At 65.1% G+C, this 20,231-nt stretch carries 13 protein-coding genes and 2 pseudogenes; 9 read left to right on the top strand and 6 right to left on the bottom strand.

Annotated elements, in window-relative coordinates; all coding sequences use genetic code 11:
- The first annotated feature begins 285 nt into the window (after window positions 1-285).
- The 5 genes from ABZX12_RS03880 to ABZX12_RS03860 all read left to right on the top strand — a co-directional run bounded on the left by ABZX12_RS03880 (window position 286) and on the right by ABZX12_RS03860 (window position 6,515).
- On the top strand, window positions 286-1,725 hold the full coding sequence (locus ABZX12_RS03880) for a DUF1254 domain-containing protein (RefSeq protein ID WP_355689542.1): 1,440 nt from the start codon (window positions 286-288) through the stop codon (window positions 1,723-1,725).
- Between the two features lie 385 nt (window positions 1,726-2,110).
- Window positions 2,111-2,992 (top strand): universal stress protein, encoded by an 882-nt coding sequence (locus ABZX12_RS03875; protein ID WP_355689541.1) that lies wholly within the window; start codon window positions 2,111-2,113, stop codon window positions 2,990-2,992.
- Between the two features lie 644 nt (window positions 2,993-3,636).
- The gene (locus ABZX12_RS03870; protein ID WP_355689540.1) at window positions 3,637-3,993 is read left to right on the top strand and encodes a hypothetical protein; all 357 of its coding nucleotides are present in this window, start codon (window positions 3,637-3,639) and stop codon (window positions 3,991-3,993) included.
- Between the two features lie 242 nt (window positions 3,994-4,235).
- Complete coding sequence (locus ABZX12_RS03865; RefSeq protein ID WP_355689734.1) at window positions 4,236-5,498, top strand: FUSC family protein; 1,263 nt, start codon at window positions 4,236-4,238, stop codon at window positions 5,496-5,498.
- Between the two features lie 636 nt (window positions 5,499-6,134).
- Window positions 6,135-6,515 carry a hypothetical protein gene (locus tag ABZX12_RS03860; RefSeq protein WP_355689539.1) on the top strand — a complete coding sequence of 127 codons (381 nt, stop codon included), beginning with the start codon at window positions 6,135-6,137 and terminating at the stop codon, window positions 6,513-6,515.
- A gap of 505 nt (window positions 6,516-7,020) precedes the next feature.
- Here the strand turns inward: ABZX12_RS03860 and ABZX12_RS03855 are convergent.
- The 4 genes and pseudogenes from ABZX12_RS03855 to ABZX12_RS03840 all read right to left on the bottom strand — a co-directional run bounded on the left by ABZX12_RS03855 (window position 7,021) and on the right by ABZX12_RS03840 (window position 12,561).
- Window positions 7,021-8,565 (bottom strand): hypothetical protein, encoded by a 1,545-nt coding sequence (locus tag ABZX12_RS03855; protein ID WP_355689537.1) that lies wholly within the window; start codon window positions 8,563-8,565, stop codon window positions 7,021-7,023.
- 205 nt (window positions 8,566-8,770) lie between these two features.
- Entirely contained in the window at window positions 8,771-8,896 is a 126-nt protein-coding gene (locus ABZX12_RS03850) for a hypothetical protein (RefSeq protein ID WP_355689536.1), read from the bottom strand.
- 212 nt (window positions 8,897-9,108) lie between these two features.
- A pseudogene (locus ABZX12_RS03845) lies at window positions 9,109-10,546 on the bottom strand (IS1380 family transposase).
- A 617-nt stretch (window positions 10,547-11,163) separates the two neighbouring features.
- Window positions 11,164-12,561, bottom strand: coding sequence for a hypothetical protein (locus ABZX12_RS03840; RefSeq protein WP_355689534.1), 1,398 nt, complete (start codon window positions 12,559-12,561; stop codon window positions 11,164-11,166).
- A gap of 277 nt (window positions 12,562-12,838) precedes the next feature.
- Here ABZX12_RS03840 and ABZX12_RS03835 point away from each other — a divergent pair.
- The 4 genes and pseudogenes from ABZX12_RS03835 to ABZX12_RS03820 all read left to right on the top strand — a co-directional run.
- Window positions 12,839-13,975, top strand: a pseudogene (locus tag ABZX12_RS03835) (IS3 family transposase); the annotation flags it as partial.
- Window positions 13,976-14,512: 537 nt separating this feature from the next.
- Window positions 14,513-14,878 carry a hypothetical protein gene (locus tag ABZX12_RS03830; protein WP_355689532.1) on the top strand — a complete coding sequence of 122 codons (366 nt, stop codon included), beginning with the start codon at window positions 14,513-14,515 and terminating at the stop codon, window positions 14,876-14,878.
- Entirely contained in the window at window positions 14,875-15,738 is an 864-nt protein-coding gene (locus ABZX12_RS03825; protein WP_355689530.1) for a hypothetical protein, read from the top strand. The genes ABZX12_RS03830 and ABZX12_RS03825 overlap by 4 nt, the downstream gene beginning before the upstream one ends.
- 549 nt (window positions 15,739-16,287) lie before the next feature.
- Window positions 16,288-16,779: a hypothetical protein gene (locus ABZX12_RS03820; RefSeq protein WP_355689528.1), complete on the top strand. Its 492-nt coding sequence runs from the start codon at window positions 16,288-16,290 to the stop codon at window positions 16,777-16,779.
- Between the two features lie 967 nt (window positions 16,780-17,746).
- On the opposite strand, the gene ABZX12_RS03815 is transcribed toward ABZX12_RS03820, so the two are convergent.
- Together ABZX12_RS03815 and ABZX12_RS03810 are read right to left on the bottom strand one after the other, a co-directional pair.
- On the bottom strand, window positions 17,747-18,634 hold the full coding sequence (locus ABZX12_RS03815; RefSeq protein WP_355689526.1) for a hypothetical protein: 888 nt from the start codon (window positions 18,632-18,634) through the stop codon (window positions 17,747-17,749).
- A 168-nt stretch (window positions 18,635-18,802) separates the two neighbouring features.
- Window positions 18,803-20,218: a tyrosine-type recombinase/integrase gene (locus tag ABZX12_RS03810; RefSeq protein ID WP_355689524.1), complete on the bottom strand. Its 1,416-nt coding sequence runs from the start codon at window positions 20,216-20,218 to the stop codon at window positions 18,803-18,805.
- Between the last annotated feature and the right edge of the window lie 13 nt (window positions 20,219-20,231).

The raw sequence follows: 20,231 nt of genomic DNA, 5'->3' as shown, positions 1-20,231 counted from the left end.
GGTGACCGAGACCGAGCCCCAACGCTAGGGCTGGGCACCGCACGGCGGCCTCACCCGCGACGGACGAGGCCAGGCGGACGTCAGCTCGCCGAGCACCGCCGCGGTGGCAGCTGATGCGTGAGGGCCCGCCGGACAGCCGGTCCGGCGGTTGCCTGTTCGCGGGTCTCTTCACCCTTGCCGGGTGAAGACCTGGAAATCGCAGCGCACAAGCGTGAGGACCGCGAGGCGGTTCGAGCGGATCTCGTTCCCGATCCGTGGCCGACGGCTGTTCGAGGAGAGGCGAGGATGACCGAGATCCGTAGTGAAGACTCCGTGCGCGCTGGTACCTCATCACCGCTGGTGCAGCAGGTCAACAGCGGGAACTGGCTGGAGCAGGAAGAGGCTCAATCGCTGCGCGCGGAGGTGTTCTACCAGCGTGCTGTGCACGCCTACATGACAATGCAGCCGGCTTTGAATGTGATCGGGATGCGCGACGGGTCGGAGAAGGTCTTCGGGCGGGGCTACCACGTGCTGCCGATCTGGAAGGACCGGATGGACAGCCGGACCTGGGTCCCGACGCCGAACGCCGATGTCATCTATTCGATGAGCTACTTGGACCTGAAGGAGACCGGTCCGCTGGTGGTGAACGCGCCGGCGAATGTGATCGGGATGTTCACCGACTTCTTCCAGCGCACCATCACCGATGTCGGCGCGATCGGCCCGGACCGCGCGCGAGGCGGTCTGTACCTCCTCCTACCGCCCGGCTACGACGGTCACGTCCCGGGCGGTTACTACACGTTTTCGTCCTCGACGTACAACGTCTTCCTGTTCTTCCGTACCCTCATGGGCCAAGGCAACGGCGAGCCCGACCCGGCCGCGGGAGTCGCGGTTGCCGAGGGCACCCGGGTCTTCCCGCTGTGGACGCCGGAGAAGGACGCCACGGCAATGTCCTTCCCCAACGCCAGCGGTCAGCGGCTGGACATGATGTACCCGACCGACTTCGCGTACTGGACCAAGCTCAAGGAGTTCGTCGACTACGAACCAGTCTCCGCGATCGAGCCCGAGTTGCGAGGCGTCCTCGCGTCGATCGGAATCATCAAAGGCAACCCGTTCGAGCCGAACGAGTGGCAGCGCGCCCAGCTCGACCGTGCGCTGCGCGACGCGCCGCGGATGATCCTCGCGCTCGCACAACTCGGTCGCGAAGACCAGCGCAACCTCTACTACGACGACCGGCGGTGGCAGGTGGCGTGGGCGGGCGGCACGGCCGAGTGGATGCAGGAGACCTACCTCGACCTCAATACTCGTGCCAGGTTCTTCCAGTACGCCTACTCCTCGGCCCCGGCGATGAACATCCACAGCACCGGTGCAGGGTCGAAATACCCGTTCACCTACCACGACGCCGACGGCGAGTTCCTGCACGGCAGCCACACCTACAAGCTGCACCTACCACCCGGGATCCCCGCCGGGCTGTTCTGGGCAGCCACCGCCTACAACATCACCGACGGCACGATGCCCGAGACCGACCAGTTGCTGCCCTCGACCAACGGCTACTACGAGATCCCCGAGAACGACGACGGGTCCCTCGACATCTGGTTCGGCCCGAACAAGCCCGACGGCGCCGTCGACGCTGCGTTCGTACAGACCGTCCCGGACCGCCACTTCCTCGTCGCGCTGCGCCTCTACGGCACCGAGGCCGCGTTCTACGACCAAACCTGGCGACCCGACGACATCACCGAAGTCAAGTGACCCGGCTCGGCCGGACACCGGGGTCGGTGGCATGCCGGCGAGCTGACGCACGCTGCACAGCGCAGTGCTCCGGGTGTCAGCGTCGGGCTCCTGGGTGTGGTCTTGGGCGGCCGCGATCCCGGCGCCGACGTCTCGGTGGATCACGGAACTCGCCCACGGTCGATGCCGTCAGCAACGGCCGAAGTGTTCGCGTTCACCACGAGCGTCGAGATACATGTGGCCGCGACGGACGAGCCCAGCGGCTACTCGCCAGTTCGGCCGTGGTCAGCGAGGGCGTCCCGTCTTCATCGCACTCCATGCCTCGATCGTCATCCCGAGAGGCGTGCTCTGTGGGCTGTCGCGAGCTAGATTCGGGTGCCTCGGCTCTCTCGCGGGAGGACGTCACATGACCGGTCGGATCGTCGTCGGCATCGACGGCTCACAGCAAAGCGGCAACGCGCTCGAGTGGGCGGTGGAGCGGGCACGCCTCGGAGGTGAGCAGCTCGAACTGCTCAACGCCTACACGCTCGTTCCAGAGCTCAATTTCTACGGCTTTTACGGCGCACCGAGCCAGCCTGTGGATTGGTACGTCGACTTCTCCGGGCAGCTGCTCGAGGCCGCGGCAATGCGGGTGCGGGAGCTCGCGCCCGCTCTGACCTGCAAGGTGACCTCGCAGCTCGGCCACCCGGCCCACCTGCTCGCGGAGGCTTCTGAGGGCGCGGACGCCGTCGTGGTCGGCCGGCGCGGGCTGGGCAGTGTCGCGAGCGCACTGATGGGTTCGGTGAGCAACCGGCTGACCAGCCAGGCGAAATGTCCGCTGGTCGTGGTCGGAGAGGAGAAGTGGCCGACGACCGGCCCGATCGTGGTCGGTATCGACGGGTCGGAGTTCGGCGTGCACGCGCTGCGCTACGCGCTCGCCGAGGCAGCTGTGCACAAAACGGCGGTCCGCGCCGTCGCCGCCTACGAGCTGCTGCATCCCGCGCTCCGGGACGACCCGGAGCTCGTCGCCCGGATGCAGGCGGACGTCGAGCGGGAGACCGCCGACACCATCGCCCACGCACTCGACGAGGCGAAGGGCACCGACACCGCGTCGGTGAGCGTGGAACCCGTCGCGGTCCAGGGCCCCGCCGCAGAGGCGATCCTGGACCACGCCGAGGACGCCCGGCTGATCGTGGTCGGCACCCACGGCAAAGGCCTGGTACGCCGGATCCTCCTCGGCTCCGTCAGCCGCCGAGTCCTGAACGACGCAGACCGACCGGTCGCCGTGGTCGACCTCCCCGAAGCCTGACAGCGAGCCGCCGGTCCAGACGCGGTACAGGCGAGCCGCCTCCCCCTCGGTGGATGAGCCCGGCCCGGGCCACCGGCGAAGCGGGCGCACGGACAGCCAGCTTGGTTCCGGCAGGGAGCCCTCGGCCGAATCCGGCTCCAGAGTCGAACCTGGGCAGACACCGGTCCGGTATCTGCCCAGGTCACAGCTTGCGCGCCCGGCAGGACTCGAACCTGCGACCAACGGATTAGAAGGCCACCGGACCGCATCAACAGGGGTCGATTTGAGCCTCAGGACCCATGCAGAGTTCGGCCTCTTGTCGACTCCAGTAACTCTATTACTCGCCAGTCCGTTCCAAAATGTGTTCCACAGCTGCTCCACGAGCTCCGATGCGCAGAGCAGTGCAGTGCGGTTCGCCTGGCACCCGAGGGCTGACGTCGACTGCCGGGTAAACCTCTTATGGATCAAGGGTGCGCCTTTGGCGCGCGGCCTCGGCTGCGGGCGGCGCTGGGGCGCCGTCCTCGCCGGAGCCCAGCAGCAGGACCTTTCCCTCACCACCGATCCCAACCGCCACGAGGCTCGTACCAGCGTCTGGCCTGGGTTAGCCCCCCGCCGCTCGATCGTGCGGCCACGACGACCACATCAAGAGCGTCTACGGCGTCGCTATGGGATCGGCGAGCCGACTCTCGACACGCGCCGCGCTGGCCTGGGTCTCTCTGACCAGGGTCCACTGGGCCGTCACGTTGGTCCTCTCGCTGGCGATCCTGTTTCTCGTCGCTGCCTGGCCGGTGCGGGCCGTGATGGGCTCTCCGAATCCCGGGATTCGTGCGATCGAGGGCCTGGCTTCCTCTGCGCCCTTGTTCGTCCTGCTGTTCGCCGCGACCTATTACGTGATGAGCCAGTCCGACGTCGCCGACTTCAGCGCCTCGTCCTCGGCCTCGGCGTCTGGGGTCTTCGCCGGAGCCGTCCGCCTCGGCCGAGCCCGCAACCACGGAGTCCGATCGCCCAGGGACGACGCCTGAGAGTGTGGCCAGCTCTGAGCGCCCGAGTAGACCAAGGGTCGGAAGACCCGTTCGGGGTGATGCGGGTGATGCTGCGAGATCGTACTGTCGCGCAAGCACGGACGGTTCGTGTTCGACCTGCCCCTGCCCAGTGGCCCTGAACCCGGTTGGATGAATCCAAGTCCCACCAGCAGTGGGTGTCCCAGCAGGCCGGCCACACAAACAAGGGCCCGCCAGCGAGCAACCATGAACAGGTGGCGAAGATGCCGGCTGGGCTACTCGCGGGAGCTGGCCTGGGTGAGATGGGCCGTTTGGCCCTGCCCTGTGAGTTCGCCACGGAAGACGGTCGTGGGTATGAGGGGCTCACCCCGCCGGATGACCGGGGGCGACGCCTGTTGGTCCGAGAGTCCGAGCTGGTCGTCGATCCCTTGGAGGTGTCGGGGATGGCCGTGATGGAGAAGGCTTCGGTGGTGTTCAAGGTCGATCCGAAGGGATTCGATCTGCGCAGAGGCGTCGGTACCTTTCTCGTGTTGCTGGTGCCGCTGATCGTTCTTGGCCTGCTGGACCAGGAGAAGTATTTCCTCAGCACAGCGTTCGGGGCGTTGTTCACGGGATTGTGCGATCCGGGCGGGAAATACGCCTACCGGGCGCCGCGGCTGGCCGTGGTCGCCGTGGCGGGCGCGCTGCTGACCGCGCTGGGCTATTGGCTCGGGCCTCTCGCCTGGGGATGGGTGGTGCTGGCCGCGTTCATGGTCACTGTCCTGGCCAGCCTGGCGGTGAAGTACGGCACCCACCGGTTCACCGCCGCACTGCTGCTGAACATCTGGTTCCTGATCGCGCTGTCGTTGCCGGGGGCGTACCAAGCTGACCAGGTGCGCACCAGCGCCTGGCCGCAAGCGCTGGCCTGGCTGACTGGGGCAGCGATCATGATCGGCTACATCGGTCTCATGTGGCTGGTCGACGCGCGGTCGGGGCGACAGCAGACCGGCGCGGAACTGCTGCCCGGTGATACCACGCCGGTTCCGCTGAGTCCGCCGGTGATCATGTTCGCGGTGATCCGGGCCATCGTGGTCGCGATCACGGTAGCGATCCCGTTCGGGCTGGACCTTCCCAACGCCGACTGGATGCCGATCGCCGCGCTGGTCGCGATGAAGCCGAGCCTGCAACAATCGACGTTAGTGGCCGCCCAGCGCCTGGCCGGGGCGACAATCGGAGCTGTGGTGGCGGCGGTTCTCCTGCTGGGCGTGGACAGTAAGGTCGTGCTGGGAGTGGTCGTGGTTGTCCTCGGCGCACTGGCCGGCGCACTCCGTGCGGTCAACTATGCCTGGTACTGCGCGACCGTGGCCGCAGCGGTGCTGATCGCGGAGGACGTCGGGCATCCGACGAACCTGTCCGAGGAGGCCAGGCGGGTGGCCTTCACCTTCGCCGGCGTGGCGACCGCCGTCGCGGTGACGTTCCTCGCCGGTCTCCTGGCAAAGCGCGCAGCCCGCCGACAGACTTCTCCCGCGGCCGGGACAACCGGATAGCGAGGCCTCCGGGCAGCTTGTGACGAACCCGAAGAAAGCGTTTGGAGAGTCAGCCTGGCCGGGCGCATCCGGGCGGGTGTTGTGCTGCTCGGTCTCCTGTCAGTGGCGGCCGTCGACAGTGTGGTCAGCCATCCACCCAGCGTAGCCACGAACGATCCTCACCGAGGAACTCGATGACACGGTCAACCTCCGCGATGAACCCAGCCCCGGCGCCGCCTCGAAGTTGGATCAGACCGCCCTCCAGCCAGACGTCGGGTGCTACAGCTCCACGGACGGCCGCCTCACCAAGAACCGCCTGCTCGAACTGAACCTCCCGGCAGACGCGACGGCCTACATCTGCGGTCCAGGCTCCTTCATGACAGACATGCGCGAGGCGCTCACCGCCGTCGGGGTGACCGACATCCACACCGAGGTGTTCGGTGCCCTGCCGCCCCTCAACCCCGGCACTACCGGCCAGATCACCCGTCCACCTCACCAGCCCGAAGGCCCACCAGGTGAGGGGCCCCTGGTCACGTTCGCCCGCAGTGGAATCGCAACGCCGAGCACTCACAGCAGTCTGCTCGAACTGGCCGAGGCCTGCGACGTCCCGCCCAGCCGGCCACGATCGCCGCACTCCAAACGCTGCTCGAGGTCTTCGTGGACGAATGCAACCACCGCCGCCCGCACCGATCCCTGCCTCGCCGCGCCACTCCGGCCACCGCCTATCACGCCCGCCCGAAAGCCACTCCGACCACGGACCGCACCGGCGAGGCCCACCATCGAGTCCGCACCGACCGCGTCGACCACACCGGCGTCGTCACGCTGCGGGTCAACGGGCGGCTGCACCACATCGGCATCGGCCGAACCCACGCCCGAACCCACGCCCTGATCCTCGCCCACGACCTGCACATCCGCGTCGTCCACGCCGCCACCGGCGAACTCCTCCGCGAACTGGTCCTCGACCCCACCCGCGACTACCAGCCCACCGGCAAACCACCAGGACCAGCCCGCAAACACCCCCGGAACGACAACAGGTGAACCCACAAATCGTGGGTTCACCTGTCGCCGATGTCTTGAGACATCACATTGCGCGCCCGGCAGGATTCGAACCTGCGACCAACGGATTAGAAGAGTGATGCGACCCGCCACATAGCCACTCTTCAGACGGTAGCACTCGCCGATGCGCCCCCAGGAGGAGACGTTTACCGCCCCAGTTGACTGGATTTCATGTCACGAACCATGTCACGCCATCGAGCCCTGCGGCGGCCCGTGACGTCGGCGGCAAGGTGCTGATCTTCGACTCCTCACGACCGGGCTGGCTGAAGTCGCCTGTCCGAGTTGCGTTCCATGACCCTGCCGGGTACGCCTCTCGATGGTCAAGGGGCACGCCTTGGTGCGTTTACCGCGCGGGGTGGGCGACTGCCGGCCTCGAACCGGATCTCCGGCCGCCGCTTAACCGACCTACCCCCGCACGACCTGGTACGTGACATCGTGCAAGCCGTGCTCGTTGATCAGCCGTGAAAGTCCACCGCCGCAATGGCTGCTACTGCTGGACCTCAGCGGTATGACCCTTAGCGGCGCCACCGGTATTTCTCCTCGCGACCGGTGTCTCCGCAGGTTTCAGCGCTGCTCCGCCCGCTGAAGGCATGCCGCCCAAGGCAGTCTCGGCAGCCGACCGATCGGCCCGATCGTTCTGCAAGCCCACCAACCAATCGGAGTCCGTATCCAGCGGACTCGAAGTGCGCGGCTGGCTCTGTTCAGATTGCCGAAGGTAGTTCACGGCCCACTCGCGGGGGTTCGGGATGCCACGGCTCGTCGCGTCCGCGGTGAGTGCTTGCAATCGACGCTCATGTTCCCGCGCCGCGGCGGAGCCCTGGCCAAGATTGTCTTGTGGTGTTGTCCATTTCTGGATCACTGACCGGGCTTTGGCGCGGTAGTAGGCTGCCTCTGCGGCTCGGAACGTGGGCCAGTCGGGGGTGTGGGCGTGCTGAAGGCTCGCTTCGGCGAATGTGATCTCGACGGGGTCGGCGGCAGCGGTGGCGTCGTCGAGTTGTGCCTGGGCGATGGTGATTTCGCCTCGTCGTCGGGCCGCCTCGAATTGCTGTGGTGTCGCCGTGGCCAGGTGATGGGCATCGAGGACCCACCGCCACCGGGCTGCCGCCGCGTTCTGGCCCTTGTTCTCATGTTCTGCGATCCGCTGTTCAACCTGCGCAACGGTAAGAGATTCCTCAGCCTGGCGCCAGCGTATCAGAGGGTGAAGCTGTGTCCGGTCGGGTGGAAGAATAACAGGAGATCGCATGATGCCTGTCGGCAGCCCCGCAGCGCGCGCACGCGCATCAAACTCCTCGGCTGCACGGGCGGTGAGCAACATCAGAGCAAGCTCAGCCTCGCCGTCAATAAGGTAATCGCCGCCGACTCTTGTTATCCCCTGCGGGCACAATGCGCGCAGAATTAAGTAATTGTCAGCGAGTTCTTGCTGCTGTTGCCTGGCGACAGCGGGGTCGCTGCTCGGTGGTCCGATCGCTGAGGTGATATCCGCTACTGGGCCATCGTTTTCAGGGAAGCTTTCATGTATCTTCTTGCTCGTTACAGCAAGAACTGTCGCTGACCTGGTCAGCTCTCGGATGACGGCGTCTTTTCTGCCGCTGAGATTGATTTCTATCTTTTGTATGGGGTCTGGATCAGTGGCAACTGCCAATTCTAGTGCCTCGCGCGCATAGTTGTGCGCCCATTGGGTTTCGAGCACCAAATTTAGCGCTGAAACGGCATTGCCGAGTCGTCCATCGGCTTCCAGTTGCAGCATGGCCGAATGTTGGGTTTCGCAAATGTCCACGAATCGCCGAATTTCAGCCACAAACCAGGAATTCTGGGGGAAGGCTTCGGTCCCGCTCGTTCCCTGTTCTCCGCCGCGAGATAAGACAATCGATGCTAGGCCGGTATTCCCGACAATATTTTCTGGAAGTGTGAATCTCGGTGCTGGTGTGCGTAGCGACCTGGTGCGTTCAGCGGGCCTGATGAGAGCCGGATCTAGCGGCACTGGCACATAGAGCAGCCGCATGTTGATGACCCTCGGCGATGAATCGCTCATGGGCCGAACCTTAGTTCTGTGCGAGGGTCACCTCTTTGGGTGGGACGGGGTCTCGCGGCAAGCGGTCAGGTCCGGTGAGCCACAGTGAACGGGCAACGCGTGCCATGTCGCTTCCCCTGCACGGCCCCCTCCGGAACTCGACGTTCAAGAAGCAGGATGAGGATAAACCAGTGTCGTTGCCGACACTCGATCCCAAGACGACCGGTCAGACGGCAGGGCCCCGCAGCTTCACCGAGTCGGGATCATCGCTGCCGTAGTCGTACAGTTCCACGCCGGGCTCCTGGTTCTTGGACTCGACGGTGATCAACTCGTGCGGATTCGATCTATTCACTGTTTGTCGCGGGTCAAGCTCGTATCCAGGTCGCACGTACCTCTCGCCGAGTTGCTTCTGAAGATACTCGACATAGCCTCGATCTTTCGTCTGGCTGGTTGATGAGTGGGTGATGGTCGGGTTGGGGGGCTTGGGTTGGGTAGGGCGTGGCGGGGTTCCGGCGCTGGTTCCGCCGGTTCTCCGGGGTCCTGGTTGGGGTTTGGGGTTGGGTGTCAGGTGGTGCGGAGGTTGGCCCAGCCGGTGTCGATGAGGTGATTCCAGGGCCAGTTGGCGGGGAGTCTGAGGCGTCGTCGGCGGCCACCACGGATGATTTGGCCGGCGACGGCCAGGATCCGGAAGCGTAGTTTCTTGGGTTCCCACCGGCGGGCGGGGGCTTGGTGGTCGAAGGCGAGGGTCTGGGTCCAGGTGAGCAGGTCGGTGGCGAGTGCGACGATCTCGAGCCAGATCTGGTTGTGGGCGTAGCCGTGGAAGGGCAGGTTCCGCATTCCGGTGTCTTTGGCGTTGCGGATGCGGTCTTCGGCGCGGGCGCGTTGCCGGTGCCGGACCTCGAGGTCCTGGACGGGCCAGCCGCGGCGGCCACCTCGTCCAGTGGGGTCGACGGGGGTGTTGGTGGCGAAGCAGGTGACCCGCCAGCCGTTGTGATCGGTCAACCTGAGTTGGGCGCCGGGGTGGGGACGTTCGCGGCGGGCGATGACCCGCATGGTGTCGGGCCAGTGCTGGGGGCCGAACCGGGCCGGTGAACGTGTCGGCAGTGTCGGCATGGTCGGGGTGGGCATCCAGCCGGTCAGGTCGGCGACCTGGGCGCCGTCTCGCGGCAGGCCATCACCATCGATGGCGTCGGTCCAGGCGGACTCGGGGATGGTCTCGATCGCGGCTTTCACGGTGTCCAGCGCCCCGAACCCGACCGAATACTCCAGCCCAAGATCGGTGATGTGGTGCAGGAACGCCTTCGACCCGCCGCCGGCGTCGGCGCGGACCAGCACCTGGCCCCGCTCGCCGGCGGGCAACTGGACGAGTGCCGCGTTCAGGCAGGTGATGTGATCGGCGGCGTTGAACGGCGAGGCGTTGCCCGGCCGCAGATCCAGTGCCAAGACCTCACCGGTGCCGTACTCGCCGTGGTCGACGAACGCGCACATCGGTGCGAAGCCGAACCCTTTCTTATATGTCGGCGCCGCACCTTGTTTGTCCGAGTGTGCGGTCACCAGCGTGGCGTCCAGGTCCACGATCACCAGGCCGCCGTCCCGCGGTACCGGCCAGCGGACGGCGCCGGGCCCATACCGCCGCCCGCGCCCGGGCTCGCGCGGCCCGGATCGCCGGCACCACCTGGTCGGCGTCGGCGGCCAGCCGCGCGATCACCCGCGACACCGTCGGATCCGACGCCACCGCACCGAACAGGTCCGGCTGGGAACGGACCACCGCCACATCGGCCAGGCAGTCCCCACCCAGCGCGACCGCAGTCGCGACATCCAGCAGCACCTTGCCCGGATCGTGGATCGCCCGCGCCGCACGCCACGGCGCCAGCACCTCCGACAACCCGCGCCCCAAGCCCGCGACCCGGGCCGCCTCCCGCACCAGCAACCCACCCGACGACGAGATCAGCGACTCGCGCCCCGGATCCAGACCAACGCCAACAGCCCAGCTACGCTTCACCTACGGAGTGCCTTTCTGTGCGGCGGACCTTGACCTTCGACAAGCCAAGAATCCCTCACCAGACAGGCACTTCCGTGCGTTACGCGCCGACCTTAACCCCCACCAGATGAAATCTCGAGGATAGTAGTTGTCAACCTGGTCCTTACCGTCGTCCTCGGCGGCACCTCCGCCATGCTCGACCTCCCAGATCCACACCTCACGCGGGCCTCCATCCTTCGGCACTGGGTGGCATACTGACGGTTCTGGGGTACGTGGGGGTACGCGATCTGGAAGAGGAACGCCGGCGAGAGTGGCGCAGGGATGACTGACGGGATGTCGGCGGCCGACGAGGCGACCCGGCTGAAATCGGCGCGTGGGATCCGTGGTTTGTCACATCCCAGCCGGGTGATTGTCAACATGCGGGGGCAAGAGGGCCTCGAACTGGACCACGAGACCTCGATCGCCCATGCTTCAACGGCGGGCACCGCGTACTCCGTATTCAGATGTTGGCTTCAACAACCCGCATCAAAACGGAACGTGGTGCCCGCGTCACATCCCCAGACCGACACGCCTACCCGTGCGATCTCTTAGTCACCAGCCTTGAATCCCGTTGACTTTCCTAACCAGTCCGGGAGCGGCTAATTCGCGCCTAACAGATGCATGCGATGACGCCACGCAAGAGTCAGGCAGGTAGCGCTGGTCTGCCCGAGCGGCTCACGTGTCGTCAGTCGTTTCACGGTCTCCTCGTCGAAGGGTAGTCCCCGGATCGATTTGCTGTCGCTCAGAGAGAACACGACCTCGCCCTCGGGATTCGTGGTGACCAGGTCGCTGAACAGGTCGTCGAAGATGGTGTCGTCGATGATGGTTGCTGTGGCGATGGAGGCGTTGAGGCTTAGGGCGTCGAGGATGACGCCGAGGGCGAAGGGCCGTACGGCCCCGGCTTCGCGAGCGGTCGTCATGTCTCGGTAGAACGGCCAAACGTCGTAGTCGACGGGGATTCCGCTGCTGCCGTCGTGTTCTGGCTGCCCGAGCATTTCTTCCGCGTACTCGCGGATCATGTTGCGCCAGATATCGAGGTCAGTCGTGATGCTCTGGGGAGAGATGCTGGCGGGTTGGAACTCGCCTGCGGGTGGGAGGCTGTAGTGGCGGCCGTTCGTGACCTGTGTCGGGTCGCGTCTGAGCAGGAAGAACGTTCCGGTGCCATCGGCCGTGTTTCTGCGGATCGTGAGCGTGCTGATGCCCGGGTTGACGATCCGAGTCGCGAGGTCGAACGGATCCGACACAAGGTCTCTGAATGGCAGGTGTTGCCAATCGAGGTGGCCGGTGATCTCGGCTGCCGCGGCCTCGTGTCCGAGTGGCTCGGAGACGTCGAGTTTGTCGAAGAAGGTCGCGAGGGCGAACGTCATACGTCCGACGCCTTGACCCCATTCGATTGCGCTGAGGCGGTAGCTGTGGTGGTTCTCGAACAGCGCCGGTTTTCGCAGGCACCGGATTGCAGCGGTGTACCGGGCGAATGCGTGCCCGGGTGCACGCAGGGGCAGCGTGGGACGAGCCTCTGCCTCAAGCCCCGTGATTCGCGGTTTACGCGGGTTGTCGTCCCAGTCCAGGACGAGCTTCTCGAGTGGTACTGGTTCACTGGGCAGCCAAGCGGCGGGGCTGATCGCTGGCACATGCTCTACGCGAAGGTCTGGATCGTACAGGTCGGCCGTCCTCGCAGCCAGGCCGATCCCGCTTTCGATCAGGTACTGCCGTACCTGGCGCCAATGCGCCTGGCTTGCGTCCACGGCGCCGTCTGGCGATGGTCTCTGGCCGCGCGTTGGGAGCGTGGAGCGCTCGGCCGGCGCATTCGGCAGGGCGCCATCCTGTGCGGCCAGCAGCATGCCAAATCGGCGTTGCACGCTCTCGTCTGCGCCCTTCAGTGCAGCATCAAGTACTTCCTGCATGCCCTGCGAGAGCACCATGTCCGGATTCGCCTCCCAGTTCGCAACCGTGCGAACTCCGGCACCGAGGCGGCTGGCGAAGGCTTCATTGCTCATGCGCAGGGACGCTCGGAGTGCCGACGCTCGTCGGCCTGTCCACAGGTCAACTACGTCCATCGTCTGAGTCCCTCCGCAAGGTCGATCCAGTAAGACTGCACTGCGGCTGCACTGTCGTTGCATCGTCGCGGCATGTTGAGCAAGTCGCCTTCAGTATTCACTGGTTCACGTGACAGCCAGAGACAACCAAGCTTCGTTGACTCACTCAGGGGTCTGCTGCGCGGATAGGTGACATCTGGGCTGGCTTGCCGTGAGGTGGGCCTGGAAGGATGTTGCTGTGCCCAAGCCCTATCCCCGTGAGGTCCGTGACGATGTCGTTCGCGTGGCTCGCGATCGGGGTCCCGGAGTCACGGTCGAGCAGATCGCCAAGGACTTCGGGGTTCATCCGATGACGCTGTTCAAGTGGTTGCGGCAGGCCGAGATCGACGAGGGCGCCAAGCAAGGTGCGAGTCGGGGTGAGTCGGCCGAGCTCCGTGAGGCCCGCCGGCGGATCAGGCTGCTGGAGCAGGAGAACGAGGTACTGCGCCGTGCGGCGGCCTACCTGTCCCAGGCCAGCCTTCCGGGAAAAGGCTCTACCCGCTCGTGAGCGATCTGGCCGCTGACGGGATCCCCGTCGCGGTGACGTGCCCGGTACTGAAGATCGCTCGCCAGCCCTACTACCGGTGGCTGGCCCAGCCGGTCACCACTGCCGAGCTCGAGCAGGCCTACCGCGCCAACGCATTGTTCGACGCCCACCGCGACGACCCCGAGTTCGGCTACCGGTTCCTGGTCGACGAAGCCCGCGACGCCGGCGTGTCGATGGCAGATCGGACCGCGTGGCGGGATCTGTTCGGCCATGGGCTGGTGGAGCGCATTCGGAAAGGCGCGTGGGAAGAACGGCAAGAAGCCCGGTCCACCGGTCCACGGTGACCTGGTCGGTCGCGTGTTGACAGCGCGGAGACCGAACCAGCTGTGGCTGGCCGACATCACCGAGCACCGCACAGGCGAGGGCAAGCTCTATCTGTGTGCGATCAAGGACGTCTACTCCAACCGGATCGTGGGCTATTCCATCGACCCACGGATGAAGTCCCGGCTCGCGGTCTCCGCGCTGAACAACGCCGTCGCGAGGCGCACCGACGTAGCCGGCTGCGTCCTGCACACCGACCGCGGATCGCAGTTTCGGTCCAGGAAGTTCGTGCACGCGCTCGGACGCCACGGCCTGGCCGGGTCCATGGGCCGGGTCGGCGCCGCCGGTGACAACGCCGCGATAGAAAGCTTCTTCGCGCTGCTGCAGAACAATGTCCTCGACCGACGAACCTGGTCCACCCGCGACGAACTCCGGATCGCAATCGTCAGCTGGATCGAACGCACCTACCACCGCCGCAGACGCCAAGCCGCCCTCGGCCGATTGCCCCCCATCGAATACGAAGCAATCATGACCACCCCAGCCAGTCAGGGCTGCGTGACCCGAACTGTCACCTACTCGTGCAGCAGTCCCCCTCTTCCGCGTCCGCACGCCGCTCGGCAACCAGCCACAACCTCGCGAACTCACCCACAGGCATACGCACATTCCTGCGCGGTATCCGCTCAATATGCCGCGCCGTCAGCTCCATACCACAGCACGATCCCACGCCTCACCGACAGTGTCGCGCCGGTCAGCGCGGAGGCTGTTGCCGGGGTGTGGGCAGCGCCGTCATCACCTGTGCCACTTGCACCGGACCGCGGTCGACGCCAACGCGCTCGGCGCGGACCTTGGAGCTGCAGCTACCGGGCCTCGACGGTCGACACCGAGACTGAACCGCTCGCTACGGCATGGTCACCGGCGCAACACGCGTCAAGGTCGCCATAAACATGGTGGAGCCGGCCAGGCCGTCGAGCGCGTGCTGGAGATCGCTCACGTCGTCGACGCGGCCGATCATTGTGGTCTAGTCTCCGATCACGCACTGCAAGCATTAGACGGAAGCGAGGGCCAGTGCCTGACGCCGATCCCCAGCCAGCCGACGTGTACAAGGCGAGTCCAGCGACATCGATCGACGGTGACGCGCACGGAGATAGGTACCGGCCCGTCGCCGTCGTTGAGCGGCTTCCGCGCACCGCGACATGTCTCACGCGGACGACGCACCCCGAATCCAGGGCCGAGACGCTCGAGTCGGAAAAGAACGTAGAGATCGGCCTCACGGAGGATGGCTGGTGGACTAACCGGCATCAGCGGTCGGTGCCCCGCCGGTTCTGGGGCACCAAGGACTTTGTGTATTCTGGTCGGCTGCCCGAATCCGAGGCGGCTGCGTTGGCGCGGTTCTGGGAGCTTCTCGGGATGCTTGGAAGGAGGAACGCATGACGTCGATTCCGACCCTCCTGCCCACCGAGCGAATCGATACGAGCCGCGCTACCCCCACCCCGGAGCCGGGTCAGCTGTGGATCGCCTCCTGGGGCGGTGAGTCTCTGGGATTGGTTCTCGTGGCCATCGCGTATGACGACTACTTCATTGCATGGCCCGTCACCGACGAGAGCGTGCCGCCGTCCCATCCTTGCTTCAAGCTGGCCATGGCTGGTCCGCCGCTGGCGTGCTGGCCGGAGGGTGAGACTGGCATTTCAAACGCCGTGTTGGACAGTTGCCTCGGACAACCGCTAACGGGTAGAGCAGTGCGCGAGATCCGGGCCTGGGTGCGAGGCGACGAGCCGGTAGAGGGACTCGACGTCTACCCCGAGCGTACCGATGATGACGCTGAGGACGCTCTCGCGCTCGTCTGCATGACGGCCGCAGCCTGGGGCGAACTGGACTCGCCAGGCTTGGAAACCACCGGCGGCGTCCTGAGCGCTGCCTTCGTCGAGTCGCATGCGGTCGATGCGATCAGGCTGAACAGGGTTCTGGGAGGTGTGGCCGCGTTGGCACGGGACGCGCTGGCACAGCGCAGGCTGCTGGATGCGAGCCAGGCCGCGGCGATCGCCTCGGAGTTCGGCGCGTCTGTCGACCACGTTTGGTCCCCGCCCTCGGGGGAGGAAGCCGTGCTGCTACGCAGCCCCGAGATGAAGCATGAAGTCCTCGAGACGGCACGATCTCTCGGCTCGTCGGAGGACGAGGTGCGCGCCAAGGCCTGGGAGGCGTCCCTGATCGCCGCCCGCCAGGAGGGGCAATCCCGGGACGCGATCCGCGAGCGGGTCCGGCACGCGCTCCGGTCGCTGCGAAGTGAGGCGTAGACGACGATGCTACCGGATCTTGCCGCCGAGTCGTGGTTCGGACCTGAGGCCATTTCCGCCGGCGCGGACCATCTCCTGGAGGTCGCCGCGGGTATTGGGCCTGAAATCCTCAGCCGATGCCGCTGGGACACGCGAGGCGCCCTCGAAGCGGTGCCTGGATTATCGATCAGTGAGGACTACTCGCTGCGACCGCGGGCATGTCCGATTGACGGGACATACGACCCGGCAACGCGGTCGATCAGATACCGCCCAGTCAGCGAGCGCCGCGATCGCTTCACGTTGCTGCATGAGTTTGGACACGACCAGCTGGCGATCGACACGGAATGGTCCCTACGGGTGGCGCCCGCTCTCGACAAGCGTCAGTACGGAAGACAAGTCGAGGAGAAGATCGTCAACCGCTTCGCTTCCCGAGTCCTGATCACAGACCAAGAGGCGGAGAGTGCGTTTGCGCACGGGGTGACGGCTGACGCTGCTGCATCTCTACACAACATTGGGTCCGCCTCAGCGACCGCATGCCTGGTTCGTGCCCTAGGGGAGCGGGGACAGCGGATGGTGATGCTGACGGACTTCGCAGGTCGGCCGTGGTTCACCGAGAGCAACGGAGAACCCTATGCCCCGTCGCGCGAGATCCGGCAGCCCGCCATCGAGAAGGCCGCGTTACGCGCGGCCGAGACCGCCACCGAGACATTCAGCGGCGTAGGGCTCGGTGGGGTGCAGTACAAATCTGGCAAGGTGTTGTCCGACGTTCGCATCGATGTGGCCGTCCGCGGCGGCCTGGTTTTCGCGGTGGTTACGGCGTTGCCGCGAGACGTCCGAGTGGAGGCCGGGATTTCCGAGTGGCACGTCGAGTGCCTTGCTGGCTGCGGATGCACGTTTACCCAGGAGGAATCACCCGGGCAGTGCGACGTGTGCCGCGAGCCGAAGTGTCCCAGCTGTCGCGGCTGCGAGTGCGCACTGAACCAGCAGGAGTTCTGCTCAAAATGCTTCATGTTGTTGCCCAAGGCCAGAAAAGGCCAAGCATTCTGCGAGATTTGCGAGTGATCCGGATCGCTAACGTATCTACCTGCCGGAGCCATCCACGCGCTCAGGTGACGGCATCACACAGATGAGTGCCTCAGGAGGTCACGTACATCACGACGCGTTTGTACTGGGTGTTGATCGCATATTCACCTCGCAGGGTCCAACCGGCAGTTCCGCCGTGGTTGATCCCGCCACAAGAGCACTCGCACAAGAGCGCGTTCTTGGGATCGGCCTGCTGGCACGCGGGCGCACAGATAGTCTGCATCGCAACGTCGCGGATGACCGTAATTGCTCTGCCAGGGAAGCCCGCGACGAGGGCGGCGCGCAGCTCGTCAGTGTGATTTCGACCCAGGACAAGAGCGCCGGTCCCTCGTTCGCCGCGACCGACTCGCACTCGGGAGCCAAGGGACGCACGTAGCCAGTTGAGTCCGAACAGAGGCTTGTTCGGGACGTACGGCAGGAGAACCTGGACCTTGCCCTTGACCGGCACCCATAGCGAGGGCGGCGGCTTCATTTCCGCTGGCAGACCCATATCTCAGGATGGCACCACCCCTCGGTAGGTGTCGAGTATCGAGCTAAACCCCCACCCAGTTCCGGTTCTCGGCGCGGGCCTCAACGGAGGCGTGCTGCTGGTCACGTCCGTGGTGCAGCTTGTGGTGCACCTCTGCTGGCCGCCGGCGCAGGACTCATCACCTGCTGGCGACACGGTCGGCTAGGTGCTGCCCCGCTCAGCGGCCGACCGGTGAGCGGGGCATGTCTCATGGCACGAAGTGCCGGATATTGATGCCGAATCTCGGGTCCCATGAGCGGACGCCTGTTGAGAGCGGATCTGACGCTGTCGTTCCTTCTCGTAATGAGAAGGTCGTCGGTTCGACTCCGACTAGCTGTATCCACAGCCCTTCGATCGCCGCCCGCAAGCCACGATGTCGCAGGGCTTCAGTCCGACGAACTGAGGTCCTACATCATTCCGACTCGGCGGCAGGCGGTACTAGAACGAAACACCTACAGACGGGGCGACCTTGAAATCAAGGTCCATCACCTCGTGCAGCAGGTCCCGGGCGAGTGTGACCGCAGCGATGGCATCCTGGTAGCTTGCTGCCGCGACTCCGTGGATCCATTTGTTTCTCCTGCTACGCACCTCGCCGATCGCAATGCTGAGTTTCGGAGCGATGGTGCCGGCTAGCGTCATTACCTCGACGATGATGGATGCAGTAAAGTCGCGGCCCGACCAGTAGGCCCGACGGTTCTTGCTGACGCTCAACCCGTGACTTGTCGCTTGAGCATGAGTGTAGGTATCCCAGAGGGTTTGAAGGAGGGATTCGCAAGCCGTCCATGCTGAAGCAACCGCTAGTTCGAAGTCGTGCCCTTTGCAAGCGCTGAGGGCGTGATTGGTTAGAGCAACAAGAGCAAGCGACTTAGGATGCGAGCATCCGAGAACGGAATCCAGTAGTTTGCATGCATGTTCGATGGTCGATGCAGGGACGACCCCGTGCCTGGACGGATGCGGTAGGAGATATCCCTGTAGAGGGATCAGAGGAAGGTGCTTCATCCCTGGACCGCCGTGACCTTGGCGTAGATCGTCGTAATGAACGAGGTCCTCGTGAGTTATGCGAAATCCCCCGTAGCTGAACTTGTCGAATTCGACTGTCGCGGAGTGCAGGCATAGAGCGAAGGCGTTGATAACTTGTACGCGCTCTCGCATGGCCTGAATTGCTAGTTCAAGCATATTGTCGGCAGGAGGGTCATCGTTCGGGAGGACGGCACTTGGCAGATGGGTGAAGTCGAAACCTAGGAAACCTCCGGCTGTCGCCTCGATCGATAGGCCCGATTCTAAGCTCCACCGACCCACCGGCGAGAAGAAATCTCGAAATTCCATTGTGGCTGTTGGAAGTCTAATCCCAGGATCGCTTACGAGCCACCTAGCCTCAGGATAAACCAGCCCGCTCTTTGCTGACCGCATTGTATGAGTATCCAATTCATTTGATATCGGCTTGAGAGGAGTGCGTGAAAGAGGCGTCGACTTCGGGGCCGCGTCCCCGTTCAGCTACGCCGATGGCGTAGGCGGCTTCGGGCTCGCGGCGATCACGCGCGGCCTCTTGCCTCGAGGGCCCTCGATCATGCCAGCTTCCTTCAGCGCCGCGATGGCGCGACTAACCGTGCCAGTCGAGACCTTGTGCTTGGCTCGAATCGTCTCGTTGGAGGGCAATTGAGAACCGACCCGGTACTCGCCACCCTCGATGGCTTCCCGGAGGTCGCTCAGCACTCTTTCATAGGGAGTGCGTGGCACGCGCCTCAGTGGGTCGGGGACCGGCAGTTTGGTTGCGATGCTGCCGGCGGCGCGCTTGTCGGCTTCTTCGAGCCAGGCAGCGTAGAACCGGAGCGTGGTGCTGCCGCTGGCATGGCCGAGGCGGCCGGAGACCGTCTTCAGGTCGACGCCGGCCGCGAGTAGTTCAGTCGCCGAGTAGTGCCTGAGGGAATGGATTCTGGTGCTGCGTAGGCCGTTGCGTGCAGCCAGGCGCCTGTACCGCTGCGTGACTGTGTCCGGCCTCATCGGCTTCGAGAAATCTGCTTCGAGCGAGAAGACGTAGGAGTTCTGGCCGAGGGTTATGCCAGCGGCGTTGCACTGCTCGGCGGCGCGTTTCTTGTGTGAGCGCAGCATCTCTACCGTGTAGGGGTCGATCGAGATACGCCGGTCCTGTTCGCTCTTGGTGGACTTCTCCTGCAGCTTTCGGGTCAGCGCCGAGTCGATGGTCACCTTGGCTCGGTCCAGGTCGATGTCCGACCAACGCAGTGCGCAGAGCTCGCCGCGCCGGCAGCCGGTGACCATGACCGTCCAGAGGAGTGCGCCCCAGGCTGGTGTTTTCCAAGCCTCGTTGAGGATGGCCGCGGCTTCAGCCTCGTTTGGGGGATCGGGTGCACCCTTCTTGGCGGCCGGGGGCTTTGCAAGTTCCGCGGGATTCACCCTGAAGTACTTCCAACGCACTCCACGCTGGCCGGCGCCCGCCAGCACCGCGTGGATCTGCCGGACGCTGCTCGGTGCGAGTGGTGCGCAGATGTGGTTCTTTGCGCGTCGTTTGTCGCACAGGTACCTGCACTTGCGCAGCCGCGAGTAGAACGTCTCCAGGTGCTCAGGGTCGAGCTTGGCGAACTGGATCGAGCCGAAGGCCGGTTCTATGTACTTCCTGTTGAGGCCCTCGTATCGCTCGCGCGTGGAGTCCTCCAACTCGGCCACGTCGAACCACTTCTCGATCAAGGCGCTGACGGTGATCCTGCTCTTCGGCTGGCGTTCCTCATCGATCTGCCGGTGCAGTTCGAGCAGTTCGGCTTCGGCCTCGGCTGCCGTGGCGAACAGTTCGGTCTTCGGCTGCCGTCGGCGACCGGTCACCGGATCACGACCGGCCGAGGCAACTCCTCGGAACTTGCCGCCGACCTCTTCTATATGGCCCCGACGCTTCCCCATACGGGGAGTCTAG

The organism is Kribbella sp. NPDC003505 (genome assembly GCF_040610875.1).
In the GTDB taxonomy this organism is placed as follows: Bacteria; Actinomycetota; Actinomycetes; order Propionibacteriales; family Kribbellaceae; genus Kribbella.
Note: the sequence above shows the minus strand (reverse complement) of the source record. Positions and strands in the feature narration are given on the sequence as shown.

Excerpts from the sequence above, each read along its gene's own strand:
- ABZX12_RS03880 (WP_355689542.1), top strand. The coding sequence starts at position 286 with ATGACCGAGATCCGTAGTGAAGACTCCGTGCGCGCTGGTACCTCATCA.
- ABZX12_RS03875 (WP_355689541.1), top strand. The coding sequence starts at position 2,111 with ATGACCGGTCGGATCGTCGTCGGCATCGACGGCTCACAGCAAAGCGGC.
- ABZX12_RS03870 (WP_355689540.1), top strand. The coding sequence starts at position 3,637 with ATGGGATCGGCGAGCCGACTCTCGACACGCGCCGCGCTGGCCTGGGTC.
- ABZX12_RS03865 (WP_355689734.1), top strand. The coding sequence starts at position 4,236 with ATGCCGGCTGGGCTACTCGCGGGAGCTGGCCTGGGTGAGATGGGCCGT.
- ABZX12_RS03855 (WP_355689537.1), bottom strand. The coding sequence starts at position 8,565 with ATGAGCGATTCATCGCCGAGGGTCATCAACATGCGGCTGCTCTATGTG.
- ABZX12_RS03840 (WP_355689534.1), bottom strand. The coding sequence starts at position 12,561 with ATGAGCAATGAAGCCTTCGCCAGCCGCCTCGGTGCCGGAGTTCGCACG.
- ABZX12_RS03825 (WP_355689530.1), top strand. The coding sequence starts at position 14,875 with ATGACGTCGATTCCGACCCTCCTGCCCACCGAGCGAATCGATACGAGC.
- ABZX12_RS03820 (WP_355689528.1), top strand. The coding sequence starts at position 16,288 with ATGGTGATGCTGACGGACTTCGCAGGTCGGCCGTGGTTCACCGAGAGC.
- ABZX12_RS03815 (WP_355689526.1), bottom strand. The coding sequence starts at position 18,634 with ATGGAATTTCGAGATTTCTTCTCGCCGGTGGGTCGGTGGAGCTTAGAA.
- ABZX12_RS03810 (WP_355689524.1), bottom strand. The coding sequence starts at position 20,218 with ATGGGGAAGCGTCGGGGCCATATAGAAGAGGTCGGCGGCAAGTTCCGA.